Source organism: Methylobacterium guangdongense (assembly GCF_038442355.1).
GTDB lineage: Bacteria > Pseudomonadota > Alphaproteobacteria > Rhizobiales > Beijerinckiaceae > Methylobacterium > Methylobacterium guangdongense.
On the sequence record NZ_JBBXMX010000004.1, the window covers coordinates 173,578 to 195,275 of the forward strand.

At 71.5% G+C, this 21,698-nt stretch carries 27 protein-coding genes; 10 read left to right on the forward strand and 17 right to left on the reverse strand.

Annotated features, from left to right (window positions below; translation table 11 throughout):
• Positions 1-17 precede the first annotated feature (17 nt).
• From AAHG09_RS10600 to AAHG09_RS10615, 4 genes are all read right to left on the reverse strand, one after another.
• On the reverse strand, positions 18-719 hold the full coding sequence (locus AAHG09_RS10600) for a haloacid dehalogenase type II (RefSeq protein WP_342107038.1): 702 nt from the start codon (positions 717-719) through the stop codon (positions 18-20).
• Positions 716-1,780 (reverse strand): tryptophan--tRNA ligase, encoded by a 1,065-nt coding sequence (gene trpS, locus AAHG09_RS10605; protein ID WP_342107040.1) that lies wholly within the window; start codon positions 1,778-1,780, stop codon positions 716-718. Before trpS ends, AAHG09_RS10600 begins: the two co-directional genes overlap by 4 nt.
• 80 nt (positions 1,781-1,860) lie before the next feature.
• A complete protein-coding gene (locus tag AAHG09_RS10610) occupies positions 1,861-2,634 on the reverse strand; it encodes an endonuclease III domain-containing protein (RefSeq protein ID WP_342107041.1) in 774 nt (257 codons plus the stop codon).
• 131 nt (positions 2,635-2,765) lie between these two features.
• Entirely contained in the window at positions 2,766-3,500 is a 735-nt protein-coding gene (locus AAHG09_RS10615) for a GyrI-like domain-containing protein (protein ID WP_342107042.1), read from the reverse strand.
• Positions 3,501-3,713: 213 nt separating this feature from the next.
• Here AAHG09_RS10615 and dapF point away from each other — a divergent pair, with 213 nt between their 5' ends.
• Together dapF and mtaB are read left to right on the forward strand one after the other, a co-directional pair.
• Positions 3,714-4,604: a diaminopimelate epimerase gene (gene dapF / locus AAHG09_RS10620; protein WP_342107043.1), complete on the forward strand. Its 891-nt coding sequence runs from the start codon at positions 3,714-3,716 to the stop codon at positions 4,602-4,604.
• Positions 4,601-5,827, forward strand: coding sequence for a tRNA (N(6)-L-threonylcarbamoyladenosine(37)-C(2))-methylthiotransferase MtaB (mtaB, locus tag AAHG09_RS10625; RefSeq protein ID WP_342107045.1), 1,227 nt, complete (start codon positions 4,601-4,603; stop codon positions 5,825-5,827). The genes dapF and mtaB overlap by 4 nt, the downstream gene beginning before the upstream one ends.
• Before the next feature lie 121 nt (positions 5,828-5,948).
• Here mtaB and AAHG09_RS10630 read toward each other — a convergent pair whose 3' ends face one another.
• The gene (locus tag AAHG09_RS10630; RefSeq protein WP_342107046.1) at positions 5,949-6,629 is read right to left on the reverse strand and encodes an RluA family pseudouridine synthase; all 681 of its coding nucleotides are present in this window, start codon (positions 6,627-6,629) and stop codon (positions 5,949-5,951) included.
• Between the two features lie 57 nt (positions 6,630-6,686).
• Between AAHG09_RS10630 and ftsY the strand changes: the two genes are divergently transcribed.
• Positions 6,687-8,039: a signal recognition particle-docking protein FtsY gene (gene ftsY, locus AAHG09_RS10635; protein WP_342107047.1), complete on the forward strand. Its 1,353-nt coding sequence runs from the start codon at positions 6,687-6,689 to the stop codon at positions 8,037-8,039.
• Here ftsY and AAHG09_RS10640 read toward each other — a convergent pair.
• Complete coding sequence (locus tag AAHG09_RS10640; protein WP_342107048.1) at positions 8,036-8,422, reverse strand: type II toxin-antitoxin system VapC family toxin; 387 nt, start codon at positions 8,420-8,422, stop codon at positions 8,036-8,038. The two genes, ftsY and AAHG09_RS10640, sit on opposite strands and share 4 nt — an antisense overlap.
• Positions 8,419-8,679, reverse strand: coding sequence for a type II toxin-antitoxin system VapB family antitoxin (locus AAHG09_RS10645; RefSeq protein ID WP_342107049.1), 261 nt, complete (start codon positions 8,677-8,679; stop codon positions 8,419-8,421). Before AAHG09_RS10645 ends, AAHG09_RS10640 begins: the two co-directional genes overlap by 4 nt.
• 87 nt (positions 8,680-8,766) lie before the next feature.
• Between AAHG09_RS10645 and AAHG09_RS10650 the strand changes: the two genes are divergently transcribed.
• Complete coding sequence (locus tag AAHG09_RS10650; RefSeq protein WP_342107050.1) at positions 8,767-9,381, forward strand: septation protein A; 615 nt, start codon at positions 8,767-8,769, stop codon at positions 9,379-9,381.
• Positions 9,382-9,405: 24 nt separating this feature from the next.
• Here AAHG09_RS10650 and AAHG09_RS10655 read toward each other — a convergent pair whose 3' ends face one another.
• From AAHG09_RS10655 to AAHG09_RS10665, 3 genes are read right to left on the reverse strand one after another with little or no spacing between them, the layout of a single operon-like run.
• Positions 9,406-10,020 (reverse strand): DsbE family thiol:disulfide interchange protein, encoded by a 615-nt coding sequence (locus AAHG09_RS10655; protein WP_342107052.1) that lies wholly within the window; start codon positions 10,018-10,020, stop codon positions 9,406-9,408.
• Positions 10,017-10,160, reverse strand: a complete 144-nt coding sequence (gene ccmD / locus AAHG09_RS10660) for a heme exporter protein CcmD (protein ID WP_342107054.1) — start codon at positions 10,158-10,160, stop codon at positions 10,017-10,019. Before ccmD ends, AAHG09_RS10655 begins: the two co-directional genes overlap by 4 nt.
• Before the next feature lie 10 nt (positions 10,161-10,170).
• Positions 10,171-10,971: a heme ABC transporter permease gene (locus AAHG09_RS10665; RefSeq protein ID WP_342107055.1), complete on the reverse strand. Its 801-nt coding sequence runs from the start codon at positions 10,969-10,971 to the stop codon at positions 10,171-10,173.
• Between the two features lie 269 nt (positions 10,972-11,240).
• Between AAHG09_RS10665 and AAHG09_RS10670 the strand changes: the two genes are divergently transcribed.
• Together AAHG09_RS10670 and AAHG09_RS10675 are read left to right on the forward strand one after the other, a co-directional pair.
• The gene (locus AAHG09_RS10670; RefSeq protein ID WP_342107056.1) at positions 11,241-11,915 is read left to right on the forward strand and encodes a trna delta -isopentenylpyrophosphate transferase; all 675 of its coding nucleotides are present in this window, start codon (positions 11,241-11,243) and stop codon (positions 11,913-11,915) included.
• Between the two features lie 29 nt (positions 11,916-11,944).
• Entirely contained in the window at positions 11,945-12,241 is a 297-nt protein-coding gene (locus AAHG09_RS10675; protein ID WP_342107057.1) for a hypothetical protein, read from the forward strand.
• A 30-nt stretch (positions 12,242-12,271) separates the two neighbouring features.
• Here AAHG09_RS10675 and AAHG09_RS10680 read toward each other — a convergent pair whose 3' ends face one another.
• Complete coding sequence (locus tag AAHG09_RS10680) at positions 12,272-13,096, reverse strand: tRNA1(Val) (adenine(37)-N6)-methyltransferase (protein WP_342107059.1); 825 nt, start codon at positions 13,094-13,096, stop codon at positions 12,272-12,274.
• The gene (locus tag AAHG09_RS10685) at positions 13,093-13,317 is read right to left on the reverse strand and encodes a putative signal transducing protein (protein WP_342107060.1); all 225 of its coding nucleotides are present in this window, start codon (positions 13,315-13,317) and stop codon (positions 13,093-13,095) included. Before AAHG09_RS10685 ends, AAHG09_RS10680 begins: the two co-directional genes overlap by 4 nt.
• 156 nt (positions 13,318-13,473) lie before the next feature.
• On the opposite strand from AAHG09_RS10685, the gene AAHG09_RS10690 reads away from it, so the two are divergent.
• Positions 13,474-14,493 (forward strand): polyprenyl synthetase family protein, encoded by a 1,020-nt coding sequence (locus AAHG09_RS10690; protein ID WP_342107395.1) that lies wholly within the window; start codon positions 13,474-13,476, stop codon positions 14,491-14,493.
• A gap of 39 nt (positions 14,494-14,532) precedes the next feature.
• Here the strand turns inward: AAHG09_RS10690 and AAHG09_RS10695 are convergent, their stop codons facing one another.
• The gene (locus tag AAHG09_RS10695) at positions 14,533-14,961 is read right to left on the reverse strand and encodes a MarR family winged helix-turn-helix transcriptional regulator (RefSeq protein ID WP_342107062.1); all 429 of its coding nucleotides are present in this window, start codon (positions 14,959-14,961) and stop codon (positions 14,533-14,535) included.
• Positions 14,962-15,091: 130 nt separating this feature from the next.
• On the opposite strand from AAHG09_RS10695, the gene AAHG09_RS10700 reads away from it, so the two are divergent.
• Both AAHG09_RS10700 and AAHG09_RS10705 read left to right on the forward strand, forming a co-directional pair.
• Complete coding sequence (locus AAHG09_RS10700) at positions 15,092-16,909, forward strand: chloride channel protein (protein ID WP_342107064.1); 1,818 nt, start codon at positions 15,092-15,094, stop codon at positions 16,907-16,909.
• Positions 16,906-17,388, forward strand: coding sequence for a hypothetical protein (locus AAHG09_RS10705; RefSeq protein WP_342107065.1), 483 nt, complete (start codon positions 16,906-16,908; stop codon positions 17,386-17,388). Before AAHG09_RS10700 ends, AAHG09_RS10705 begins: the two co-directional genes overlap by 4 nt.
• A 12-nt stretch (positions 17,389-17,400) precedes the next feature.
• Here the strand turns inward: AAHG09_RS10705 and AAHG09_RS10710 are convergent, their stop codons facing one another.
• The 4 genes from AAHG09_RS10710 to AAHG09_RS10725 all read right to left on the reverse strand — a co-directional run bounded on the left by AAHG09_RS10710 (position 17,401) and on the right by AAHG09_RS10725 (position 20,401).
• Positions 17,401-18,273 (reverse strand): 4-(cytidine 5'-diphospho)-2-C-methyl-D-erythritol kinase, encoded by an 873-nt coding sequence (locus AAHG09_RS10710; RefSeq protein WP_342107066.1) that lies wholly within the window; start codon positions 18,271-18,273, stop codon positions 17,401-17,403.
• Positions 18,274-18,393: 120 nt separating this feature from the next.
• A complete protein-coding gene (locus tag AAHG09_RS10715; RefSeq protein WP_342107068.1) occupies positions 18,394-18,819 on the reverse strand; it encodes a type II toxin-antitoxin system VapC family toxin in 426 nt (141 codons plus the stop codon).
• Between the two features lie 11 nt (positions 18,820-18,830).
• Positions 18,831-19,058 (reverse strand): antitoxin, encoded by a 228-nt coding sequence (locus tag AAHG09_RS10720; RefSeq protein ID WP_342107070.1) that lies wholly within the window; start codon positions 19,056-19,058, stop codon positions 18,831-18,833.
• A gap of 107 nt (positions 19,059-19,165) precedes the next feature.
• Entirely contained in the window at positions 19,166-20,401 is a 1,236-nt protein-coding gene (locus AAHG09_RS10725; protein WP_342107072.1) for a molybdopterin molybdotransferase MoeA, read from the reverse strand.
• A 157-nt stretch (positions 20,402-20,558) separates the two neighbouring features.
• Between AAHG09_RS10725 and AAHG09_RS10730 the strand changes: the two genes are divergently transcribed.
• A complete protein-coding gene (locus AAHG09_RS10730; RefSeq protein ID WP_342107073.1) occupies positions 20,559-21,695 on the forward strand; it encodes an aminotransferase class V-fold PLP-dependent enzyme in 1,137 nt (378 codons plus the stop codon).
• Positions 21,696-21,698: the final 3 nt, after the last annotated feature.

The window sequence follows — 21,698 nt, forward strand, 5'->3', positions numbered from 1 at the left end:
CCTTCCGTGAAACGGTCTCAGCAGCCGAGCTGGTCGGCGAGATCCGCCAGATCCCGCGCCGCATAGGTCACCGGCACGGTGGGCGCGGTCTCGCCTCCGGCCGGGCCGTGCTCGTGCGGGCGGGCGATGTGGGCGGTGGACAGGCCGTGGCTCGCCGCCGCCGCGAGGTCGTTCGAGTGGGCGGCGACCATCATCGTCTCGCCGGCCGTGAAGCCGAAGGCCGCCACCGCGTCGCGGTAGAGCGCCGGCTTCGGCTTGTAGTCGCGGGAATAGCCCGCCCCGAGCACCGCGTCGAAGATGAAGCCGTTGCGGCGGGCCAAGTCGGCCATCAGCCGGACATGCCCGTTCGAGTTCGGCGCGAGGAGGTGCTTGTCTCGCAACCGCCGCAGCGCATCCGGCACCTCGGGCCACGCGTCGAGCCGGTGCCAGGCCTGGACCAGCTCCCGCTGCACGTCCTCCGATAGGCCCGCAATGCCGAACTGGGTCAGCACGTCGGGTAGCGATTCGGTCTGAAGCGTGTCGAGGTCGACGAAGGGCCGGACGCCGGAGCGCACCGTCTCCATCGACGGGTTGTAGCGCGCCCGCCACGCATCCGCGAAGGCGCCCGTATCGAGGTTCGGCGCGACGGGCGCCAGCAGCCGTGCCACCTCGCGGGCGACGCCGGAGCGCCAATCGACCAGCGTCCCGAAGACGTCGAAGACCAGCGCCCGGATACTCACCGGACCGCCTGGAGGCTCGGACCGCGCCGGACGAAGCCGACGATGTCCTTGACCGCGTCGAGCGTCTGCGCCGCGATGGCCTCGGCCCGGGCGCTGCCATCGGCCAGCACGGCGTCGATATGGCCGGGATCGGCGGTGAGCCGGCGCATCTCCCCGGCGATCGGCGCGAGACTCGTCACCGCGAGGTCGGCCAATGCCGGCTTGAAGGTCGAGAACTGCGCCCCGCCGAAGTCACGCAGCACGTCCTCGCGGGTGATCCCGGCGAGCGCCGCGTAGATCCCCACGAGGTTGTCGGCCTCGGGCCGCTCCTTCAGGCCCGCCACCTCGGAGGGCAGGGGCTCGGGATCGGTCTTGGCCCGGCGGATCTTCTGAGCGATCGTGTCAGCCTCGTCCGTGAGGTTGATGCGGGCGTTGTCGGACGGGTCCGACTTCGACATCTTCTTGGTGCCGTCCCGCAGCGACATGACCCGGGCCGCCGGGCCGCCGATCAGCGGCTCGGTCACGGGGAAGAACGCCTCGCCGTGGCCGTGCGCCGCGATCGAGCCCGAAAAGTCCGTGTTGAACTTCTGCGCGATATCCCGGGTCAGCTCCAGGTGTTGCTTCTGGTCCTCGCCGACCGGGACGTGCGTCGCCCGGTAGGCCAGGATGTCGGCCGCCATCAGCACCGGATAATCGTAGAGCCCGATCGAGGCGTTCTCCCGGTCCTTGCCGGCCTTCTCCTTGAACTGGGTCATGCGGTTCAGCCAGCCCAGGCGGGCGACGCAATTGAACACCCAGGCGAGTTCGGCGTGCTGCGGCACCTGGCTCTGGTTGAACACGATGGCGCGCGTCGGATCGATGCCGGCGGCGAGGAACGCGGCCGTGACCTCGCGGATCTGGCCGCGCAGGGCCTCAGGATCCTGCCAGACGGTGATCGCGTGCAGGTCGACCACGCAGTACAGGCACTGCGCGTCGCGTTCCTGCATCTCGACGAAGCGCTTCACGGCCCCGAGATAGTTGCCGAGGTGCAGGTTGCCGGTGGGCTGGACGCCCGAGAAGACCAATTCGGTGAACGCGGCCATCGGCGCCGATCCTGAACAGTGCAAGGCCGGGGCTCTGCGCCGTCCGGGCGCGGGTTACTCGCACCCGTGGGGCGGACCGGTCAAGGACGCGCGCGCGGCGCCTGCGCAAGCCCTTTCGCGCTGGGGCACATGTCGACCAGAACGCAGCGACCGCAGGCCGGACGATGATGGTGGCAGACCTGCTGGCCGTGCAGCATCAGGATCTCGTGATTGTCGTAGAGATCCTGCGCGCTCCAGTCCGCCGGGAGCTGCGCCCGCAGGATCGCGTGCGACGGGCCGACGTCGACCCGCGGGCCGATCAGGCCGAGGCGCTGGGCGACCCGGTGGTGGTGGCTGTCCACCGGCAGGGCCGGCATCCGCAGGGTCGAGAACGACAGGACCGCGGCGCTGGTCTTCGGTCCGACGCCGGGGATCGCCTGCAGCCACGCCCGCGCGGCCTCGACCTCCATGTCGGCCAGGAAGGCGAGGTCGAGGCTGCCGCATCGCTCCCGCAGGGCGCGCAGCACGTCGCGGATGCGCGGGGCCTTCAGCTCGGGCCAGGTCACGCCCGCGATGGCGGCCTCGATCTCCGGCACCTCCGCGTCGATCACCGCCTCCCAGTCCGGGAAGCGCGCCCGCAGCGCCTTGAAGGCCCGGCCGGATTCGGCGTTGCGGGTCCGGTGCGACAGGAGCGAGGAGATCAGTTCGCTGACCGGATCGAGGCTGTGGAAGTACGGGATCGGGCAGCCGTAGACCGGGCAGAGGCGCGCGTGGATCGCGAGCGCCCTGTCGGCGAGGGTGGGATCGCCGGGGGCGAGGGCGGGTTTGCGGCCGGTCCGCGGGCGGGTTTCGGTGCGGATGGGTGCGAGGGGCATGGCGGTCGAATCCGCGAGCCCGCGCCGCTGTTCCTGTCGGTCCGGGGCAGCGGCGATCTGTCCGATCAGGGCGCGCTCTACCTCCCCCCTCTGCGGGGGAGGGACGTGCGCAGAATCGGAGATCTCGCCCCCTACTTCACCAGCGCGTAGATATTCACATCCAGATTATCGTCGGTGCTGTCCTTCAGGTCGCTGGCGTATTCCTCCACGAACCGGTCCTGCACCACGATGTCCTTGGCATCGAGATAGGCGGTGAGCGTCTCATAGGTGCCGTCGATCGACTCGTAGGACCCGTGATGCGCGAAGCGCAGCGCCTTGCCGGACGGCGTCGTCCCGAAGCGCAGCCCGTCCGCCTCCGCCGGGGGCGGGTTCGGGGCGGAGGCCACCGGGATCATCGCCTCGAACTCGAAGCCATCGTCGTCCGTCCGGGTGAAGACCGCGAGCGGCCGGCCCGCCGGGGCGATGCCGAGCTTGGCGAGGTCCGCCTCGATCCGTGCGAAAGCCTGCTTCAGGTTCGGCACCGCCTCCTCCCATTTCGTCTTGCCGGTGACGATGGCGGCGGGCTTGGCGGGCAGCGTCACCTCGTCGACGTCGCCGGGCTCGCCTAGCTTGTCGATCAGGGTCGGGCGCGCGGGCGTCCCGACCGCCGTCTGGCCGGCCGGCGGCGGTGCCACCGCCTGCTCGGGGGCCGGTGCCGGGCTCTTGCCGGGATCCGGCGCCGGGTTCGGGGCCGTGGTGGTCGGCAGCGGGTTCGTCTGGGCCGGTGAAGGCGCGGTCGAGGGGGGCGGGGCGGGCTGCTGTGCGGCGAGCGGGCCGGCGGCGAGCATGAGGCCGGCGAGGAGGACGAGCGGGCGAAGGCGGATCACGATGGGCGCTCCGGACGGGGCCCGGCGGATCGTCCGCCCGGGCTTCCCACCACATAGGGTAGCGGCGTTCGGGATCGCCCGCGAGTGTGCCGTGCATGGGGGCGATGCAGGAGGGCCGCGGATGCGGCGCATCTGCCACGACGGTGGCCCCCTCGCGCCGGCCCCCCGGTTTTGCCATATAGCCGGCCGACCCCCTTCGAGCCGCGGGACCGCATGAGCGCACTGGCCCACAGACGCTTCCTGAAGATGCACGGCGCCGGCAACGCCATCGTGGTGCTGGATCTGCGCGGCTCGAGCGCGCGGGTTCAGCCCGGGGAGGCGCGGGCGATCGCACAGGATCCGGGCTCGGCTTTCGACCAGCTGATGGTGCTGCACGATCCCGTGAGCCCCGGCACCGACGCGTTTCTGCGGATCTACAACACCGACGGCTCGGAATCCGGCGCCTGCGGCAACGGCACCCGCTGCGTCGCCTACGCGATGCTCGACGACCCGGCCATGGCGCGGCCCGCCGAGGGCAGCCGGCTGACGCTGGAGACCAGGGCGGGCCTGCTCGGCGTGCGCCGGGTGTCGGAGCGCGCCTTCACGGTCGATATGGGCCGGCCGAAGCTCGCCTGGGACGAGATCCCCCTGGCGGAGCCGTTCCCCGACACGCGGCGGATCGAGCTGCAGGTCGGGCCGATCGACGATCCGGTGCTGCACTCGCCGGGGGTGGTGAACATGGGCAACCCGCACGCGGTGTTCTTCGTCGAGGCCGATCCGGACACGTTCGACCTCGGCCGGATCGGGCCGATGCTGGAGAACCACCCGCTTTTCCCCGAGCGGGCCAACATCTCGATCGCCCAGGTTACGAGCCGCGAGACGATCAAGCTGCGCGTCTGGGAACGCGGCGCCGGGCTGACGCTCGCCTGCGGCACCGCCGCCTGCGCCACCGTGGTGGCGGCCTCCCGGCTGCGGATGATCGGCCGGCAGGCGCAGGTCGCGCTGCCGGGCGGCGAACTGTCGGTGGAATGGCGGGCCGACGACCACGTCCTGATGACCGGCCCCGTCGCCCTCGTGGCCGAGGGGACGCTCGCGCCGGATCTGTTTTCCGGCGGCGCCGGATGAGCGTCGAGACGCTGACCTTCGGCTGCCGGCTCAACACGGTAGAGTCGGAGGCTTTGCGGGTCCATGCCGGCGCGGACGGGCGCGACCGGATCGTGGTGAACACCTGCGCGGTCACCGCCGAGGCCGGGCGGCAGGCCCGCAAGGCGATCCGCCGGATCGCCCGTGAGCGGCCCGGGGCCGAGATCGTCGTCACCGGCTGCGGCGCCGAGGTCGAGACAGACCTCTATGCCGCCATGCCCGAGGTGGCGCGCCTCGTCGGCAACGGCGAGAAGCTGCGGCCGGAGGGCTGGTCGGCCGCCGGGACCGGGCCGGGGGCGGTCATGCTTCCGCGGGTCGCCGATCCGACCCGGATCGCCGCCGTCGCCGGTCATACGCGGGCCTTCGTGCCGGTGCAGAATGGCTGCGATCACCGTTGCACCTTCTGCGTGATCCCCTTCGGCCGCGGCCCGTCGCGCTCGGTGCCGGTCGCCGCGGTGATCGCGCAGGTCGAGACGATCGTGGCCCATGGCGGCCGCGAGGTCGTGCTGACCGGCGTCGATCTCACCGCCTATGGCCGCGACCTGCCGGATGTGCCGCTCTCCCTCGGTATCCTGGTGCGGGCGATCCTCCGGGCGGTGCCGGGCCTTGCGCGCCTGCGCCTGTCCTCGATCGATTCCGTGGAGGCGGACGAGGCCCTACTGGCGGCCCTGGCCGAGGAGGAGCGGCTGATGCCGCACCTGCACCTGTCGCTCCAGGCGGGCGACGACCTGATCCTCAAGCGGATGAAGCGCCGGCATGCCCGCGCCGACGCGATCCGCTTCTGCGAGGCCGCGCGGCGGCTGCGCCCCGACATCGTGTTCGGGGCGGACCTGATCGCGGGTTTTCCCACCGAGACCGAGGCGCAGTTCGCGCGCTCCCTCGACCTCGTTGCGGAATGCGGCCTGACGCATCTCCACGTCTTCCCGTATTCGCCCCGCCCCGGGACGCCCGCTTCGCGGATGCCGCCGGTGGCGCAAGGCGCGATCCGCGAGCGGGCGGCGCGGCTGCGGGACGCGGGGGCGCAGGCCCTGCGGCGGCACCTCGACGGCCAGATTGGGCGGCGCCTGACCGTGCTCGCCGAGCGCGGCGGGACGGGGCGCGCCGCGGATTTCACGCCGGTGCGGCTGGCGGCGGAGATGGAGCCCGGCACGGTGTGCGCTGTCACCATCGCGGCGCACGATGGGGCGCGGCTCATCGCGGCCTGAAGCGCGACGCTTTCCCGGCCGTATGCAGCGAAGCGGAATGCGAACCGGGACCAAGCACAGGAAGGCGCGAAGCGTCTGCTGATCTGGTCGCCGGCAAGCCAAGCTGAACAGCGTCGAATGGCTACGCCTGCAAACCCATCGGTGCCGCGGCCTCGGCGATATGCGCCGGCGGCGCCGCCGTCACCGTGATGGCGTCGCGCTTCGGATAGAGCGGGATCGACAGCGTCCGGGCGTGCAGGTGCAGGGCACTCCCGCGGGGGGCGCCGCCGTAGATCGCATCCCCCAGTATCGGCCAGCCGGAGGCCGCGCAATGCACCCGGAGCTGATGCGTGCGGCCGGTGACCGGCTTCAGCTCCAGCCATGTGCGCCCGTCCGCCCGGCCGAGCACCCGCCAGTGCGTCAGCGCCGGGTCGCCGGCGGGGTCGGCCTTCATCCACCAGGAGCGGGGATCGTCCGAGCGGCGGGCGAGGGGCAGGTCGATGCGGCCGGATTCCGCGGTGGGGCCGCCTTCGACCACGGCCCAGTACGTCTTGTCGACCGCGCTGCCGGCGAACAGCTTGCCCAGCCGGGCCAGCGCCTTGGCGTGGCGCCCCAGCGCGAGGCAGCCCGACGTGTCGCGGTCGAGCCGGTGAGCGGCCTCGGGCCGGCGCGGCAGGCCGAACCGGAGGGCGTCGAGATGGTCGGTCAGCGTCTCCCCGCCGCGCGGGCCCGGATGGACCGGAAGACCCGGCGGCTTGTCGATGACGAGCAGCAGGGCATCGCGGTAGAGGAGGCGCGCGCCTATGTCGAAGGCGTTGGACATCCGGATCGGCTAGATCGTTGGCGCCGGGTCGGCAAGGTAGGGTGAGGACGCGACGGCATGGCGAGCGAGGAAAAGCCCGGCTGGTTCGGACGCCTGTTCGGGCGCAAGGGCCAGGATGCGGCCGAGGAGAAGCCTGACGAAAAGCCGGAAGCGGACCTCCCCGCGGAGGCGGCCTCGCCCTCCGAGGGCCAGCCCGACTTCGCGACGGGCGCGGAGGATGTCGAGACGATCCCGCTGCCACCCGAGGAGACCGCCGAGCCGGTGGCCGATGTCGTCGAGGGCGCCGATCTGCTGCCGATCGTCGGCGAGCCCGTGCGTCCCCCCGCGGGTACGGCCGGCGACGACCCCGCCCACGGCGCCGATCCGGTCGATAGCGGGGATGCGAACCGCGACCCGGTGATCGCGCCGCAGCCCGATATTCAGCCGGTCGACGCCGCGGCGGCGCTCGCCCACGATGCCGGCGCCGGGCCGGATCGCGAGCCGGAGGCCAAGGGCTGGTGGAGCCGCCTCACCTCCGGGATGAAGCGGACCTCCTCGGCCTTGTCCGAGCGGGTCACGGGCCTGTTCACCAAGCGCAAGCTCGACGCCACCACCCTGGAGGATCTGGAGGACGCCCTGATCCAGGCCGATTTCGGGCTGGAGACCGCGATGCGGATCTCGGAGGCCGTGGGCAAGGGCCGCTACGAGAAGGGCATCTCGCCGGACGAGGTGCGGGCGATCCTGGCCACCGAGGTCGAGCACGCGCTTGAGCCCGTGGCGGTGCCGCTGGCGATCGATGCCACGAAGAAGCCCTTCGTGATCCTTACGGTCGGGGTGAACGGAGCGGGCAAGACCACTACCCTAGGCAAGCTCGCCTCGAAGCTCCGGGCGGAGGGCCGCACCGTGATGCTGGCCGCCGGCGACACGTTCCGCGCGGCCGCGATCGACCAGCTCAAAGTCTGGGGCGCGCGCACCGGCACGCCGGTGGTGAGCGGCGCGCAGGGGGCGGACGCGGCCGGCCTCGCCTTCGACGCGCTGAAGCAGGCCTCGGCGGCCGGCACCGACGTGCTGCTGATCGATACCGCGGGCCGGCTCCAGAACAAGGCCGGGCTGATGGCCGAACTGGAAAAGATCGTGCGCGTCCTGCGCAAGCAGGATCCGGAGGCGCCGCACGCCACGCTCCTCGTCCTCGACGCGACGGTCGGCCAGAACGCGATCTCGCAGGTCGAGCTGTTCTCGCAGGCGGCCCCGGTCTCGGGACTCGTGATGACCAAGCTCGACGGCACCGCCCGGGGCGGCATCCTGGTGGCGCTGGCGGCGAAGTTCGGCCTGCCCGTGCACTTCATCGGCGTCGGCGAGGGGGTGGAGGATCTGGAGCCCTTCGCGGCCCGGGATTTCGCCCGGGCGATCGCCGGGCTGGAGAAGGATTAGGCAGCCCGCAGCACGTCGGTGCGCGCAAAGTCGTCGCCCTTGAACAGGAGCGGCGCATTCAGCGATCGGGCGAGCGCGTAGGCGAAGCAATCGCCGAAGTTGAGGCCGGCCGGGTGCCGGCCCTTGCCGTAGCGCGCGAAGGCGTCGGCCGCGATCTGCGCGAGGGTGTGGTCGACCGGGACGAGGGAGATGCGGCGTGCCGCGATCCAGGCGTCGAGGATCGCCCGCCCGTCCGGCACCCGGGCGGCCACGATGGCGCCTTCGAGATAGGTTGCCGCCGCCATCGCCGGGGCTGTTGCGAGAGCAACCGCACCAGAGAAGCGCTGCGCCTCTGGCTCGTCGCGCAGGATCGCGATGAATGCCGAGGAATCGACGACGATCACACCGGAAGTCCGTTCTCGTCGTAGGCGAGGATTTCCTCGATCGGGCGCGGGTCCGCTACGGGACTCGCATTCCAGCGACGGCGCATCGCCTCGTCGGCAGCCAGACCCTCCGCGATGCGGTGCTCCGCCTCGTCGGACATCCGCTCCCGCTCCCGACGCAGCAGCTCCAGCAGCAGATCCGGCGCGGTCCGCCGGGTCGTCCGCGTGAGGTCGGCCAGCAGGGCCTCGACCTCGGCATTCTCGATCGTGATGGACATCGCGCGCCTCGCGTTACACACACCCCGACGAATCCAGTCCGGCACCCGATGATACCAAGGGCGCCGCATCCGAGCCAACGGACGCGCATGCAGATCGAATCCGTCCCCCCGCGCCGCCACCTGCCGCCCCTGATGAAGCTGGCGCTCGAACTCGGGCCGCTGGTGCTGTTCTTCCTCGGGAATGCCTATTCGGAAAAATTCGGCGTCGCCCCCGACCAGAAGCTGTTCGTGGCCACCGGCCTGTTCATCGCGGCGACCGTGGTGGCGCTGGCGATCCACTACGTGCTGATGCGGCGCCTGCCGATCATGCCGCTTGTGTCCGGGGTGGTCGTAGTGGTCTTCGGCGGCCTCACCCTGGCGTTGCAGGACAAGACCTTCATCATGGTCAAGCCGACCATCGTGAACGCCCTGTTCGGCACGGTGCTGCTCGGCGGCCTCGCCTTCGGGCGGCCGCTCCTGTCGGTGGTGCTCGATTCCATGTTCAGCCTCACCGAGGAGGGCTGGCGCAAGCTGACCTTCCGCTGGGGCGTGTTCTTCTTCATCCTCGCGGCGCTGAACGAGATCGTGTGGCGGACCCAGACGGAGGATTTCTGGGTCAACTTCAAGGTGTTCGGCATCATGCCGATCACCGTGCTGTTCGCCCTGGCGCAGACCCCGCTGCTGACCCGCTACGAGAACAAGGCCGCGCAGCCGGAGGCGTAGTCGCCGCAGCCGGCGGCGCACCCGTTACTGCGCCGCCGCGACCTTGCCGGCGGCCCGGATCCGCGTGAGCACGCTCGCAAAATTCTCCGGCGTCAGGATGCCGACCAGCTTGTCGCGGATCACCCCGTCCGGCCCGATGATGAAGGTCTCGGGCACGCCGTAGACGCCGAAATCGATCGCGGCGCGGCCGCTCGCGTCGGCACCCACGGCGCTGAACGGCACGCCGTGCCGGGCGAGGAAGCGCTGCCCGGCCTCCGGGGTCGGCTCCTTGTAGTCGATGCCGACGAGCCGGATCCCCGGTTCCTTGGCGAGCCGCATCAGCATCGGATGCTCGACCTGGCAGGGCGCGCACCACGAAGCAAACACGTTGAGCACCGTGATCTGCCCCTTGAGTTCGCCGCTCGACAGGCCCGGCACCGGGGCGCCGCCGGCGGTGAGCCCCGGCACGGCGGGCAGGTCGAAATGCGGCACCGGCCTGCCGATCATCGCCGAGGGCAGGGCGGCGGGGTCGACCCCCGAGCGCAGGCGCAGGAAGAACACGGCGGCCAGCGCCGTGAAGGCCAGAGCCGGCAGGATCAGCAGCAGGGAGCGGCGGACCGGGGGCGGCCGGTCCGTCACGTCGTCGAGCGGCTCGGTCATCGCCGATCCTCGCCGAAACCCTTGAGCGCCCGCAACTGCGCCCGCCGGTCACGGATCGCGTTGCCGATGAGCGCGACCATCACCAGCGCCGTGAAGGCGTAGGCCGCCAGGATGAAGCCGCCGTGAGATCCAAGATCCATCGCGGCCCCCTCAGACCGGTTGTCCGACCGGCAAAGCCGTCGATGGCTGCGGTGTGATGCGGGTCTGGGTGCGGTCCAGGCGCTCGGCCTCGCGGATCGTTAGCGTCCGGACCCGGCGGCGCATGATCTCGGTGCGCATCGTGTAGAGGTGCAGCGTCGTGCCGCCGAGGGTCGCGGCGGCGATCATGACGAGCAGCGGGTACAGCATCGAGGGATCGATGGTCGAGCCGCCCATGCGCAGGATCGAGGCTGGCTGGTGCAGCGTCGACCACCAGTTCACCGAGAACTTGATGATCGGCAGGTTCACGGCGCCGACCAGCGTCAGGATCGCCACCGCGCGGGCCGCACGGTTCGGATCTTCCAGGGTCCGCCAGAGCGCGATGATCCCGCAATAGATCAGGAACAGGACCAGCATCGAGGTCAGCCGGGCATCCCAGACCCAGTAGGTGCCCCACATCGGCTTGCCCCAGAGGGAGCCGGTCACGAGGCAAATCAGCGTGAAGGCCGCACCGATCGGCGCGGCAGCGCGCTGGGCCACGTCGGCCAGCGGGTGGCGCCAGACCAGGGTGCCGATCGCCGACACACTCATGGCGCCGTAGAAGAACACGCCGAGCCACGCCGCCGGGACATGGATGTACATGATCCGCACGGTCTCACCCTGCTGGTAGTCGGGCGGCACGGTGAAGAAGGTCTGGTACAGGCCCACAGCCAGGACGGCGAGCGACAGGGCCGTGAGCCACGGCACGAGCGTGCCCGACCACCGCATGAAGTGGCTGGGATTCGACAGGCGGGTCCAGAGGGAAGGCGTCATCGCGGCTGCTGTCTCGGACATCGTGACGCCCGGTCTACCTTAGGGTGCGGTGCAGCAACAATGCGGGGCTTCAACGCGCCGGATCACGGGACCGCGCGCGTTGTCGAGCCGTCATTCGGCACGCCTAAACCCAAAACCGCGCATGCACCGCGCAACCGCCCTTGCGAAAACGGGTGAATTACGCATATAGATACGAACAAAAAGAGAACGAAAGAGCGTCACCGTATAAAGCTGTGGATGACGCAGCCCTTCTGCCGGATCGAACTGCCATGCGAACCGCCGACAAGCAGATCGCCGACATCCTCGTCCGCTACGGCGAGCCCTTCGGGGGCAACGTCTGGCGGGTCCAGGGCACGGCCGTCATCTATCACAAGACGCTGGAGCGGATCGCCGCGCAGGCCGGGATCGTGTTCGAGCCGCCGACCATCATCCGGGCCGAGCGCGACGAGGCGGTAATTCTCGTCACCGGCCGGCTGCCCGGTGCGAAGGCCGGGACCGAGCGGGTCGAGTGGTCGCTCGGCGAGGCCCTGGTCAACGTGAACTACCGCGTGTCCGGCAAGCAGGCGGCCTACGTCTACGCCATGGCGGAGAAGCGCGGGAAGGACCGCGTCATCCTCAAGCTGATCGAGCTGCACGGGCTCGTCTACTCCGAGGAGGAGGCCGACGAGTTCCGCGCCCACCAGATTCCCGTCCGGGCCGTCGACGAGGATTTCGAGGAGGCGCCCGCCTTCGACGACGTCACCGAGGCCGAGGGCGACCTCAAGCGTCGGATCGACGAGGCCGAGACCATCAATGCGGTCACCGATCTGATGCTGGACGGCGCCACCCAGACCACCCTCGCCGCGATGCCGCCCGGCACCCGCGACGAGGTCCGCGACTACGCCAAGGCGCGCCTCGTGGCGCTCGGCTGGCCGAAGCGCCCCGGCCGCCGCAGCGCCGCCTGACCCCGAATTCCTAACCGCAGGAGACCGCCATGCATCGCGCCACGCGCCGCACCGTGAAGACCCGCCGGGACTGGAGCATCGAGACGCTGTCGTACTCTCCGTCGCGGATCGTGCGTCTCGGCGACGAGAAGGTCGCCATCCTGTTCCCGCCGCTGGATGAGGGTGGGGCGTGGCAGCTCTACCCGCACCCCGACACGTTCCCGGGACTCAACTTCGAGGGCCTGCCGGCCCCCCTGCAACCGGAATTCCTGGCCTTCCCGGATCTGCCGGAGGTCGAGCGATTCCTCGGCATCCGCGACGAGGCGCCGACCGCCCTGGCGGCGTAAGTGTTTATCCGAACTGAGCTTACAAAGGGCTCAGCCCTTTGGCGGGTCCTCGGGGCAGGGCCCTGAGACGCCCCCGGGGCTCCGCCCTGGACCCGCGAAAGGGCTCGCCCTTTTGAAACCCCGAGCTGAGCCCCGGTGGAGCGCTTCGGCCTCCGGGGTGAAGGCGCCATCGGGGCCGTGGAGCACGAGGGGCGGCAGCAGGCGCAAGGCCGCGCGGCTGCCCTTCGTGGCGGTGATCAGCACGCGGATCGCCGGGGCCTCGGCCCGGGCATGGACGGGGCGGATCGCCAATCCGCCGAAGCGGCCCCGGAGGGCATCGAGGCAGGCGGGGAGCGCGTCGGCCCGATGGATCAGCCCGAACCGCCCGCCCGGTCGCAGGATCGCCGTGCAGGTGCGGATCCAGGCCTCCAGACTTCCGGCGGGGAAGGTGTGGGCCGACGCCCGGCCCGGCTGCGGCGAGACCCGGTGCGCCCCGGCCTCGAAGAACGGCGGATTGGTCAGCACCACGTCGAACCGGTCCGGCAGCAGCCCGGCGGCGTGGCGTTCCGCCGCAGGGGCGAGCACGTCGGCTTCGATCACCGCCGCGTCGATGCCGTTGAGGGCGGTGTTCGCCCGCGCCGTCGCGGCCAGCGCCGGATCGCGCTCGACCAGGGTGGGTCGAAGGCCCGGCACCAGGGCCGCACAGGCGAGACCGACCGCGCCGGTCCCGGCGCCGACATCGCACAGCCGATCGCCCGCCGCGGGAACCAGCAGCCGGGCGAGCAGGATCGCGTCGGTCCCGGCCCGGTGCGCCCCCCGGGGCGGCTGGTGCAGCCGCAGGAGCCCGTCCAGCAGGGCGTCCGGCGCCTCCGTCACGGTTGGCGCAACTCGTGGGCGAGGCCGGCATCCACGAGGAGGCGCCGCGCCTGGGCCTCGTGGTCGCGCGGCACCAGGAGGCGCTGCCCGAACATGCCGATCGACCCCTCCATCAGGCTCATATGGCTGTCGGCCACGAGCACCGGAATCTCGGCCGCCTCGAGCACCGTGCGGGCGAACCCGATCAGCACGACGTCGTTGGCCCGGATCAGTTCGATCATCGGACCGCCCCGCGGGCCGGCGATTTCGCCGCGTCGGCTCGGCACCCCGGGCGACCCATATGGTACGGGAGCCGATGTTGCGGCGCCGCGGAGCCCGTGCGAAGGGATCGCCCGCCGCCCGGGGCGGAACCGGTCTGGAGGTCACGCATCTTGGGTATGGCCCTGTCCATCGAGAACCCGAAGCCTGAGGTCGAGGCGGGGCTGAACGACCTCGTCGCGCTGGTGACGGACGGCATGGCGCGGGTCAACACCACGATCCTGTCGCGGACGGGTTCCGAGGTGACGATGATCCCGGAGGTGGCGAACCACCTGATCGCCTCCGGCGGCAAGCGCCTGCGCCCGATCCTGACCCTCGCCTGCGCCAAGCTCTGCGGCTACGCCGGGGATACCGACGGCGACGTGAAGCTCGCCGCCAGCGTCGAGTTCATGCACACGGCCACGCTCCTGCACGACGATGTGGTCGACGAGAGCGACATGCGCCGCGGCCGTGTCGCGGCCCGGATCAAGTGGGGCAACGAGGCGTCCGTGCTGGTGGGCGACTTCCTGCTCGGCCAAGCCTTCCGAATGATGGTGGAGGTCGGCTCGTTGAGGGCGCTCGACATCCTCTCCGCCGCCGCCACGGTGATCGCCGAGGGCGAGGTGATGCAGCTCACCAACGCCAAGAACCTGGAGACCGACGAGGCCGCCTATCTCGCGGTGATCCGCGGCAAGACCGCCGAGCTGTTCGCGGCGGCCTGCGAGGTCGGGCCGGTTCTGGCCGGACGCCCCGAGGCCGAGCAGGCGGCGGCGCGGTCCTACGGCATGAGCCTCGGCATCGCGTTCCAGCTGATCGACGACGTGCTCGATTACGGTGGCACCTCGGCCGAGCTCGGCAAGAACGTCGGCGACGACTTTCGCGAGGGCAAGATCACCCTGCCGATCGTGCTCGCCTACCGCCGGGGCAGCGAGGGCGAGCGCGGCTTCTGGCGGCGGACCCTCCAGCAGGGCGAGATCCGGGACGGCGATCTGGAGACCGCCCTCGACCTGCTCCAGCGCCATGGCGCCCTGGAGGAGACCGTGGCCCGCGCCCACCATTACGGCGCCGAGGCCCGGACGGCGCTCGACGTGTTTCCGGATGGCCCGGTGAAGGCGGCGCTCAACGGGGCCATCGATTTCTGCGTGGCGCGGGCGCGCTGAAGCGGCGCATCGCTGCCGGAACTGCGATGCCGGTCCGACTCAACGCGTCGCGGACCCCAGTGCCTCCGCCAGGGCGGGCGCCAGCCCGCGCAACTCCTCCAGATGGGCCGCCGTCAGCGTCCGCAGCAGCGCCTCGGCGCGGGGCGTGAGCGTCAGCTCGCTCCGGCGGCGATCCTCCGCGGCCCGCGTCTTTGACAGCAATCCGGCATCGACCATGCGGGCGACCAGTTCGGCGGCGCTGTGGGGCGCGATGAGCAGTTGCTCCGCCAGCAGCCCGACGGTGGCCGGGGTGCGGTCGACATGGCCGGCCAGGGTCAGCAGGGCCTGATGCTGCTGCGGCGGCAGCCCGGCCCGGGCGGCCGCGGCTTCGCTGAACGCCAGGAATCGTCGCAGCTGAAAGCGGAACCGCGCCAGCGCCGCATACTGCTCGGTCGATAGCCGCTCGTCCCCTGAGGCATCCATCGCCATCCCCCCGGTGATCGGGCGCTCATGCGCATCCCATGCCGGCCGGCACCGGCGCGCTTGCTGAGCCGTCGAGCGTCGCTTGTATATATCGTAATCCGATATAAATGGCTGTGATCGATGGGGGAGAACCGTAATGGACGGTGGGACCGAGTTCGGGCGCAGCGGCGAGGGGCCGCGGCGCCGGGCGCTGGGGGATTTCAGCGCCGACCGGCGCGTGGTGATCCTGGCCGGGATGGCGATCGTCACCGGCACCGCGGCGAGCGGCACGGCGTGGATCCTGCTGACGCTGATCGGGCTCGTGACCAATCTCGCGTGGTACGGCCGGTTCGACACGGCCCTGACCTCCCTCGCCGGCGCCACGCCGGGCCCGTGGATGGTGGGGATCCCCGTGATCGGCGCGCTGATCGTCGGCGCCATGGCGCGTTACGGCTCGGACAAGATCCGCGGCCACGGCATCCCGGAGGCCATGGAGGCGATCCTGATCGGGGGCAGCCGGATGTCGCCCAAGGTGGCTTTGCTGAAGCCCCTCTCCTCCGCGGTCGCGATCGGCACCGGCGGACCGTTCGGCGCCGAGGGGCCGATCATCGTCACGGGCGGCGCGGTCGGCTCGCTGTTCGCGCAGTTCTTCCACCTGAGCGCCGCCGAGCGGAAGACCCTGCTGGTGGCGGGCGCCGCCGCCGGCATGACGGCGATCTTCGGGACCCCCGTGGCGGCCGTGCTGCTCGCCGTCGAGGTCCTGCTGTTCGAGTGGCGCCCGCGCAGCCTCGTCCCGGTGACGGTCGGCGCGGTGACGGCGGCCTGCTGGCGTCCGGCCCTGTTCGGGGCGGGCCCGCTGTTTCCCTTCACCGACAACCCCGCGCTGCCCTGGTGGGGCCTGCCGGCCTGCGCGGCTTTGGGCCTCGCCTGCGGCGTGATCTCGGGCGTCCTGACCCGGGCACTCTATGCCCTCGAGGACGGGTTCGGCCGGTTACCCCTCCACTGGATGTGGTGGCCGGCCCTCGGCGCCGTCGTGGTGGGTCTGGGCGGCCTCGTCGAGCCGCGGGCGCTCGGCGTCGGCTACGACGTGATCCACGACCTGTTGTCCGGCCACATGCTGGTGGGCGCCGTCGTGACGATCCTGCTCGTGAAGGCGGTGATCTGGCTCGCCGCCCTGTCGTCGGGCACCTCGGGCGGCGTGCTCGCGCCGCTGCTGATCCTGGGCGGGGCGGTGGGATGGCTGATCGGCCTGCTGCTGCCGGGCGCCCACGGGTTCTGGGCGCTGATCGGGATGGCGGCGATGCTCGGCGGCACGCTGCCGGCGCCGCTCACGGGCGTGGTGTTCGCGGTCGAGGTGACGGGCGACGTCGCCGCCCTCGCACCGTTGCTGGCCGCAACCATGACGGCCTACGCGGTGACCGTGCTGCTCCTGAAGCGCTCGATCCTCACGGAAAAGATCGCCCGGCGCGGCCAGCACATCACCCGGGAATACGGGATCGACCCGTACGAATTCACCCGGGTGGAGGCGGTGATGACCCGGACCGTGGACACGCTGAGCGCCGAGCTGCCGCTGACGGAGGCGCTCTCCGCCATCGAGGCCGGCGCTCACCATGCCTACCCGGTCGTCGATGCGGTGGACCGGCCGGTCGGGATGGTCTCGCGCAGCGACGCCCTGCGCTGGACCGCGGAGGACCAAGTGAGCGATCCGATGGAGGATACGCTCGGCGAGCGCGTCTCGGATGCCGATATTGCCCTGGTCCATCCGGGCGACGTGGTCTCGCACGCCCTCGACGTCATGCTGTCGGCCGGTCAGGGCCGCCTGCCGGTCATCGATCCGCAGAGCGGACGCTTGGTCGGATTGCTGACCCGCAAGGACCTGTTGCAGGTGCGCGCGACCGTCGTGCGGGCCGAGGCCGAGCGCAGCGCGTTCTTCCGGAGGGGCCGGAACGAGCGCCGGGCGGGATCGGGAGCATGAGTGTGGTGATTCGCATCCCGGGACGGACGATCCCCCTCGATCGGCTCAAGCCCGGCGCGTGCTATCTAGCGGCGGGAGCCGACGGGCCGGATCTCGCCCTCGTCGTCACCCGGGACGGGCGACGCGAGGCGCTGCTGCTCAACCGGCGCAGCGGCGGGGGAGGCCATTTGCCGATCGTATCCGGCCTTCGCGTAGATACGGATGTCCTCGCGTTGCGCGGCGCCGTCCTGACGCCCAATGGGGCGATCGGCGATATCCGATCCGGCCAGGGCGCCGCGAATCCAGCCGCCCTCCATCTCGGCGACGGCAGCGCCTATCTGTGCGGCCGCGACGAGTCCGGGCGGCTGGCGACCTTCGATGTCGTCAGCGGCGTCGCCAGCGCGATCGATCCGGGCGACCTGCCGCACGCAATGCGCTGGCGCGTGATTGTCCCGGAGGCCGGCGGCGTCGTCACGATCTACGAGGCTGACCCGGCCTGAACCCGGCGGGCCTCAGCGCAGGAAGGTCGGCGCCACCCACCAATCCGGATGGGCGGCGCGCAGGGAGGAGGCCGCTCGAACCGCCCCGCGCCGGTCGGCGAACAGCGCGAACACCGTCGCACCCGAGCCCGACATCCGGGCGAGCCGGCAGCCGTGGTCGCGCAGGGCCGCCAGGACGGTCCCGATCACCGGCGCCACCGTGAGCGCCGGGGGCTCCAGGTCGTTCCGGGCGGGAGCGATGGCCGCCACGAGGGCGTCGTTGTCGAGCCCTTGGCGGATCGCGGGATGCGCTGCCCCGGGCAGGCTCTGCCCGACCGCGAGGCCCAGCGCCTTGAACACCGGCGCGGTCGGCACCGGGACACCGGGATTGATCAGCACCGCCGGCAGCGGCGCGAGGTCGAGCGGCGCGCCGATCTCTTCGCCGACGCCGCACATCATCCGGGCCCGCGGATCCAGGCAGACCGGGACATCGGCCCCCGTCTGCCGCGCCGCCGCGACCACGGCGGCATCATCCAGCGACAGCCCGTTGAGCTGGGCGAGCAGGCGCAACGCCGCGGCGGCATCGGAGGAGCCCCCACCGATGCCGGCCGCCACCGGAAGGCGCTTCGTCAGGTGGAAGGCGCCCGTGCGCAGATCCGGAACCCGCGCCGCGAGGTGGCGCGCCGCGCGCAGGACGAGGTTGTCGCCGGTCGGGCCGGCCGGCCCGGCGGTGGGGCCTGAGACGGCCAGCCCGAGGGGTGCGGCGGGGTCCAGGGTCAGCCGGTCGGCGGTGCCCGCGAAGGCTACGAGGCTCTCCAGCGCGTGGTAGCCGTCATCCGCACGCCGCCCGAGGATATGGAGCGTCAGGTTGACCTTGGCGGGGGCACGGTCTGCGAGCAGGGGCACGGGATCTCAGGCGGGTGAGGACTTCAACGAACGGTCGCTGTACAGGCTCCCGATTGCGGTGTCCCGTCCGGGAAGGCGCAAACGCGTCGGAACGTGGGGCGAATCGCGGTGACGGCGTCGCTACACGGCCGAGCCCGCTACCCCGGTGGCCCAGTTCTCGACGCGCAGATCAGGCTTCAGCCGATCGAATTCAAGCGTGTTGTCGGTCACCAGCGTCACGTCGAGCGCGGCCGCGTGCGCCGCAATCCAGAGATCGTTGTTTCCGATGACCTGTCCGGCTCTCTGAAGCTTCGCACGAAACAGCGCGTATTGCCCCGCTGTCGATGCGTCGAAGGGCGCCGTCGGGATGAGCTGCGCCAGTTCGGCAAGCGCCCGACTCGCCTCGACGAATCTCGGGGTGTCGCGGATCTTCTCCACGCCGAACAGGAGTTCGCCCAAGGTGATCGGCGACATCACGACTTCGCCGGGCTTGAGCGAACGAAAACGTTCCAACACCTGCAGTGGCCTCGCACGGCGGATATGGATGCAGATATTGGTGTCCAGCATGAAACGCGGAGTCACGGCGTTTCGCGATCCTGCGGCGGGCCATCGTCGCGTACGAAGTCATCGAGCGGAAGTTGCGTGAGCAAATCGAATGCCGCTGACAGGTCGCGGTCTTGGACATCGCGCAGGATGATCTCATCGCCCCGCCGATAAATCTCTACCTCAGGCCCCTTCAGTCGAAACTCGATCGGTATCCGGACTGCTTGGCTGTTGCCGGATCGAAAAACCCGCGTCCGTGTCATTCCCGCCCTCCTGTATATACAATGAGTATATATCAAGGTTGGTCGATGTCGATGCCGGGTTTGGAGGCGAGGGTGGTCGCGGCGACGTTCCCGATGCCAGTTGCCCGTCAGCCAAGATCCCCATGCGGCCGGTACGGCAGTGCGTCGCCGACGCGGATCGCGGTCAGGTCCTCGTCCAGTTCGACCAGCCCGTCGCTGGCCGACAAGCCCGTCAGGGCACCGCCCGGCGCCAGGATGGCTTCGGGCAGCCCCGCTCCGCCCGGGCGGAGACACACCCGCAGGTATTCCCGCCGGCCCATGCGTTTCTGCAACGCGAAGCCGCTGCGCACGGTCAGGAGCGGCGCCGTGTCCTCCGTCCCCGAAAGGTGCAGCACCAGGGGCTTGAGGACGGCGAGTGCCGTGACGTAGGCGGCGGCCGGGTTGCCCGGCAGCCCGACGAAGGGCGTCCCCGCCACGGTCCCGAGCGCGACCGGACGGCCCGGCTTGATCGCGAGGCGCCAGAGCGTGAGCGCCCCGGAGGCCGCGACGGCGGCGCGGACGTGATCCTCCTCGCCGACCGACACGCCCCCCGAGGTCAGGATCAGGTCGTGATCCGAGGCGGCGGCCGCGAGGCGGTCGCGCACCGGTCCGGGCGCGTCGCGCAGGATGCCACAATCGACCGGCTCCGCGCCGAGCCGGCGCAGGAGCGCCGCGAGCATCGGCCGGTTGGCATCGTGGATGCCGGCGGGCGGCAGGGGCTCGCCCGGCGGGGTCAGTTCGTCGCCGGTGGAGAACAGCGCCACCCTGAGGGGCACGCGCAGGCGCAGATCGGACCGCCCGAGCGCGGCCGCGAGCGCCAGATGCCGCGGGCCGAGCCGGGTCCCGGCGGGGATCGCGCGGCTGCCGCGGGCGATATCCTCGCCGGCCCGGCGGCGGTTGGCGCCCGGTGCGAGGCCCGCGGGCAGATGCACGACCTCGCCCGCGATCCGGACGTCCTCCTGCATGGCCACGGTGTCGGTGCCCGGGGGCATCGGGGCGCCGGTGAAGATCCGCACCGCGTGACCCGCGCCCGTGCCGATCGGCGCATGCCCCGCCGGAATGCGGCCGCCGAGGGGCAGGCTGTCCGAACCGGAGGCGAGATCGGCGGCCCGGAAGGCGTAGCCGTCCACCGCGGCGTTGTCGAAGGGCGGCAGGTCGAGGGGGGCGGTCAGATCCTCGGCCAGGATCCGGCCATCGGCCTGCGCCAGCGGCACCGTCTCGATGCCGGCGAGCACCGGCAGGCGCTGCCGGATCAGCGCCACCGCGTCGGCGACCCGCATCGGGGCCGGCGCCGTGTCGAAGCAGTCGGAACTCAGACGACCCATGATGGCTCAGGATCAGGCTGGGACGGGCGGGTCGGCACGGGGCGGGCTCGCGGGCGATGGTGTCTGGGCTTGCGGCATCGGGATCGCGCGATCAAGCCCCGGGAATCGGCGCGACGCATCGCCCCTGCGCGTCCGATCCGCTACGGTCCGGCCCGTCATGTCTCCGCCCGCCCCATCGATCGCCGCAGAACTTCCCTGCCAGCGCCACCTGTTCGAGGTGCCGGATGCGGTCAGCTACCTCGATGCGGCGGCGTGGTCGCCGCTGCCGCGCTGCGTGCGCGCCGCCGGCGAGTCCGGCCTCCTGGCCAAGAGCCGCCCCTGGGACCATCCGCGCGAAGCGGTCTTCCCCTGGGTCGAGCGCGCCCGGGCCGCGGCGGCCGGGCTGATCGGCGCCGGGCCGGACGATGTCGCGATCGTCGGCGCGGTCAGCCAGGCCATGGCGATTGCCGCGCGCAACCTTGCGCCCAGCCCGGGCGGTCGCCTGCTGCGGGTGGCCGACGAGTTCCCGTCCCTGCGCTTCGCCTTCGACCGGCTGGCCACCGAACGTGGTCTCGCCGTGGAGGAGGTCGCGCGTCCCGCGGATGGGGACTGGACCGCTGCGTTGCTCGATGCGATCGCGCGCCCGGGTGCGCCGCCGCTCGCGCTCGCGACCCTGACCCCGCTGCACTGGACCGACGGGAGCCTGATCGACCTCGACCGCCTTGCGCCGGCGGTCCACGCGACCGGTGCGGCCCTGGTCATCGACGCGACGCAGGCGGTCGGTGCCATGCCGGTGGACGTGGCCCGCTGGCGGCCCGATTTCCTGGCATTCCCGACCTACAAGTGGGTGCTCGGACCCTACGGCCTCGCCTTCCTGTACGCAGCGCCGTACCGGCAGGACGGTGCGGCGCTCGACGAGCATGTCGGCAACCGTCCGCCGGCCGTGGGCGCCCGGCGCTACGACCGGGGTGAGCTGAACGATCCCGTGGCCCTGCCGATGGCGGCGACCGGACTGGAGCTGATCGCCGGCTGGGGTGTGCCGGCGGTGACGGCCCGCCTGCGCGGCCTGACGGACCGCCTCGCGGAGGCGCTGGGCGCGCTCGATCTGCCGATCGCGCCGCGGAGCCTGCGCGCACCCCACATCCTCGGCGTGCGGCGGCCGGGCGGACTGCCCGCCGGGTTCGTGGAGGGCCTGCGCCGACACGCGGTCTACGCGAGCGAGCGCTCGGGAGCGCTGCGGCTCAGTCCCCATGTCTGGGTCGACGACGATGATCTCGCCCGCTGCGTCGCGGCGATCCGGGTCGGCCTCGCCTGACCG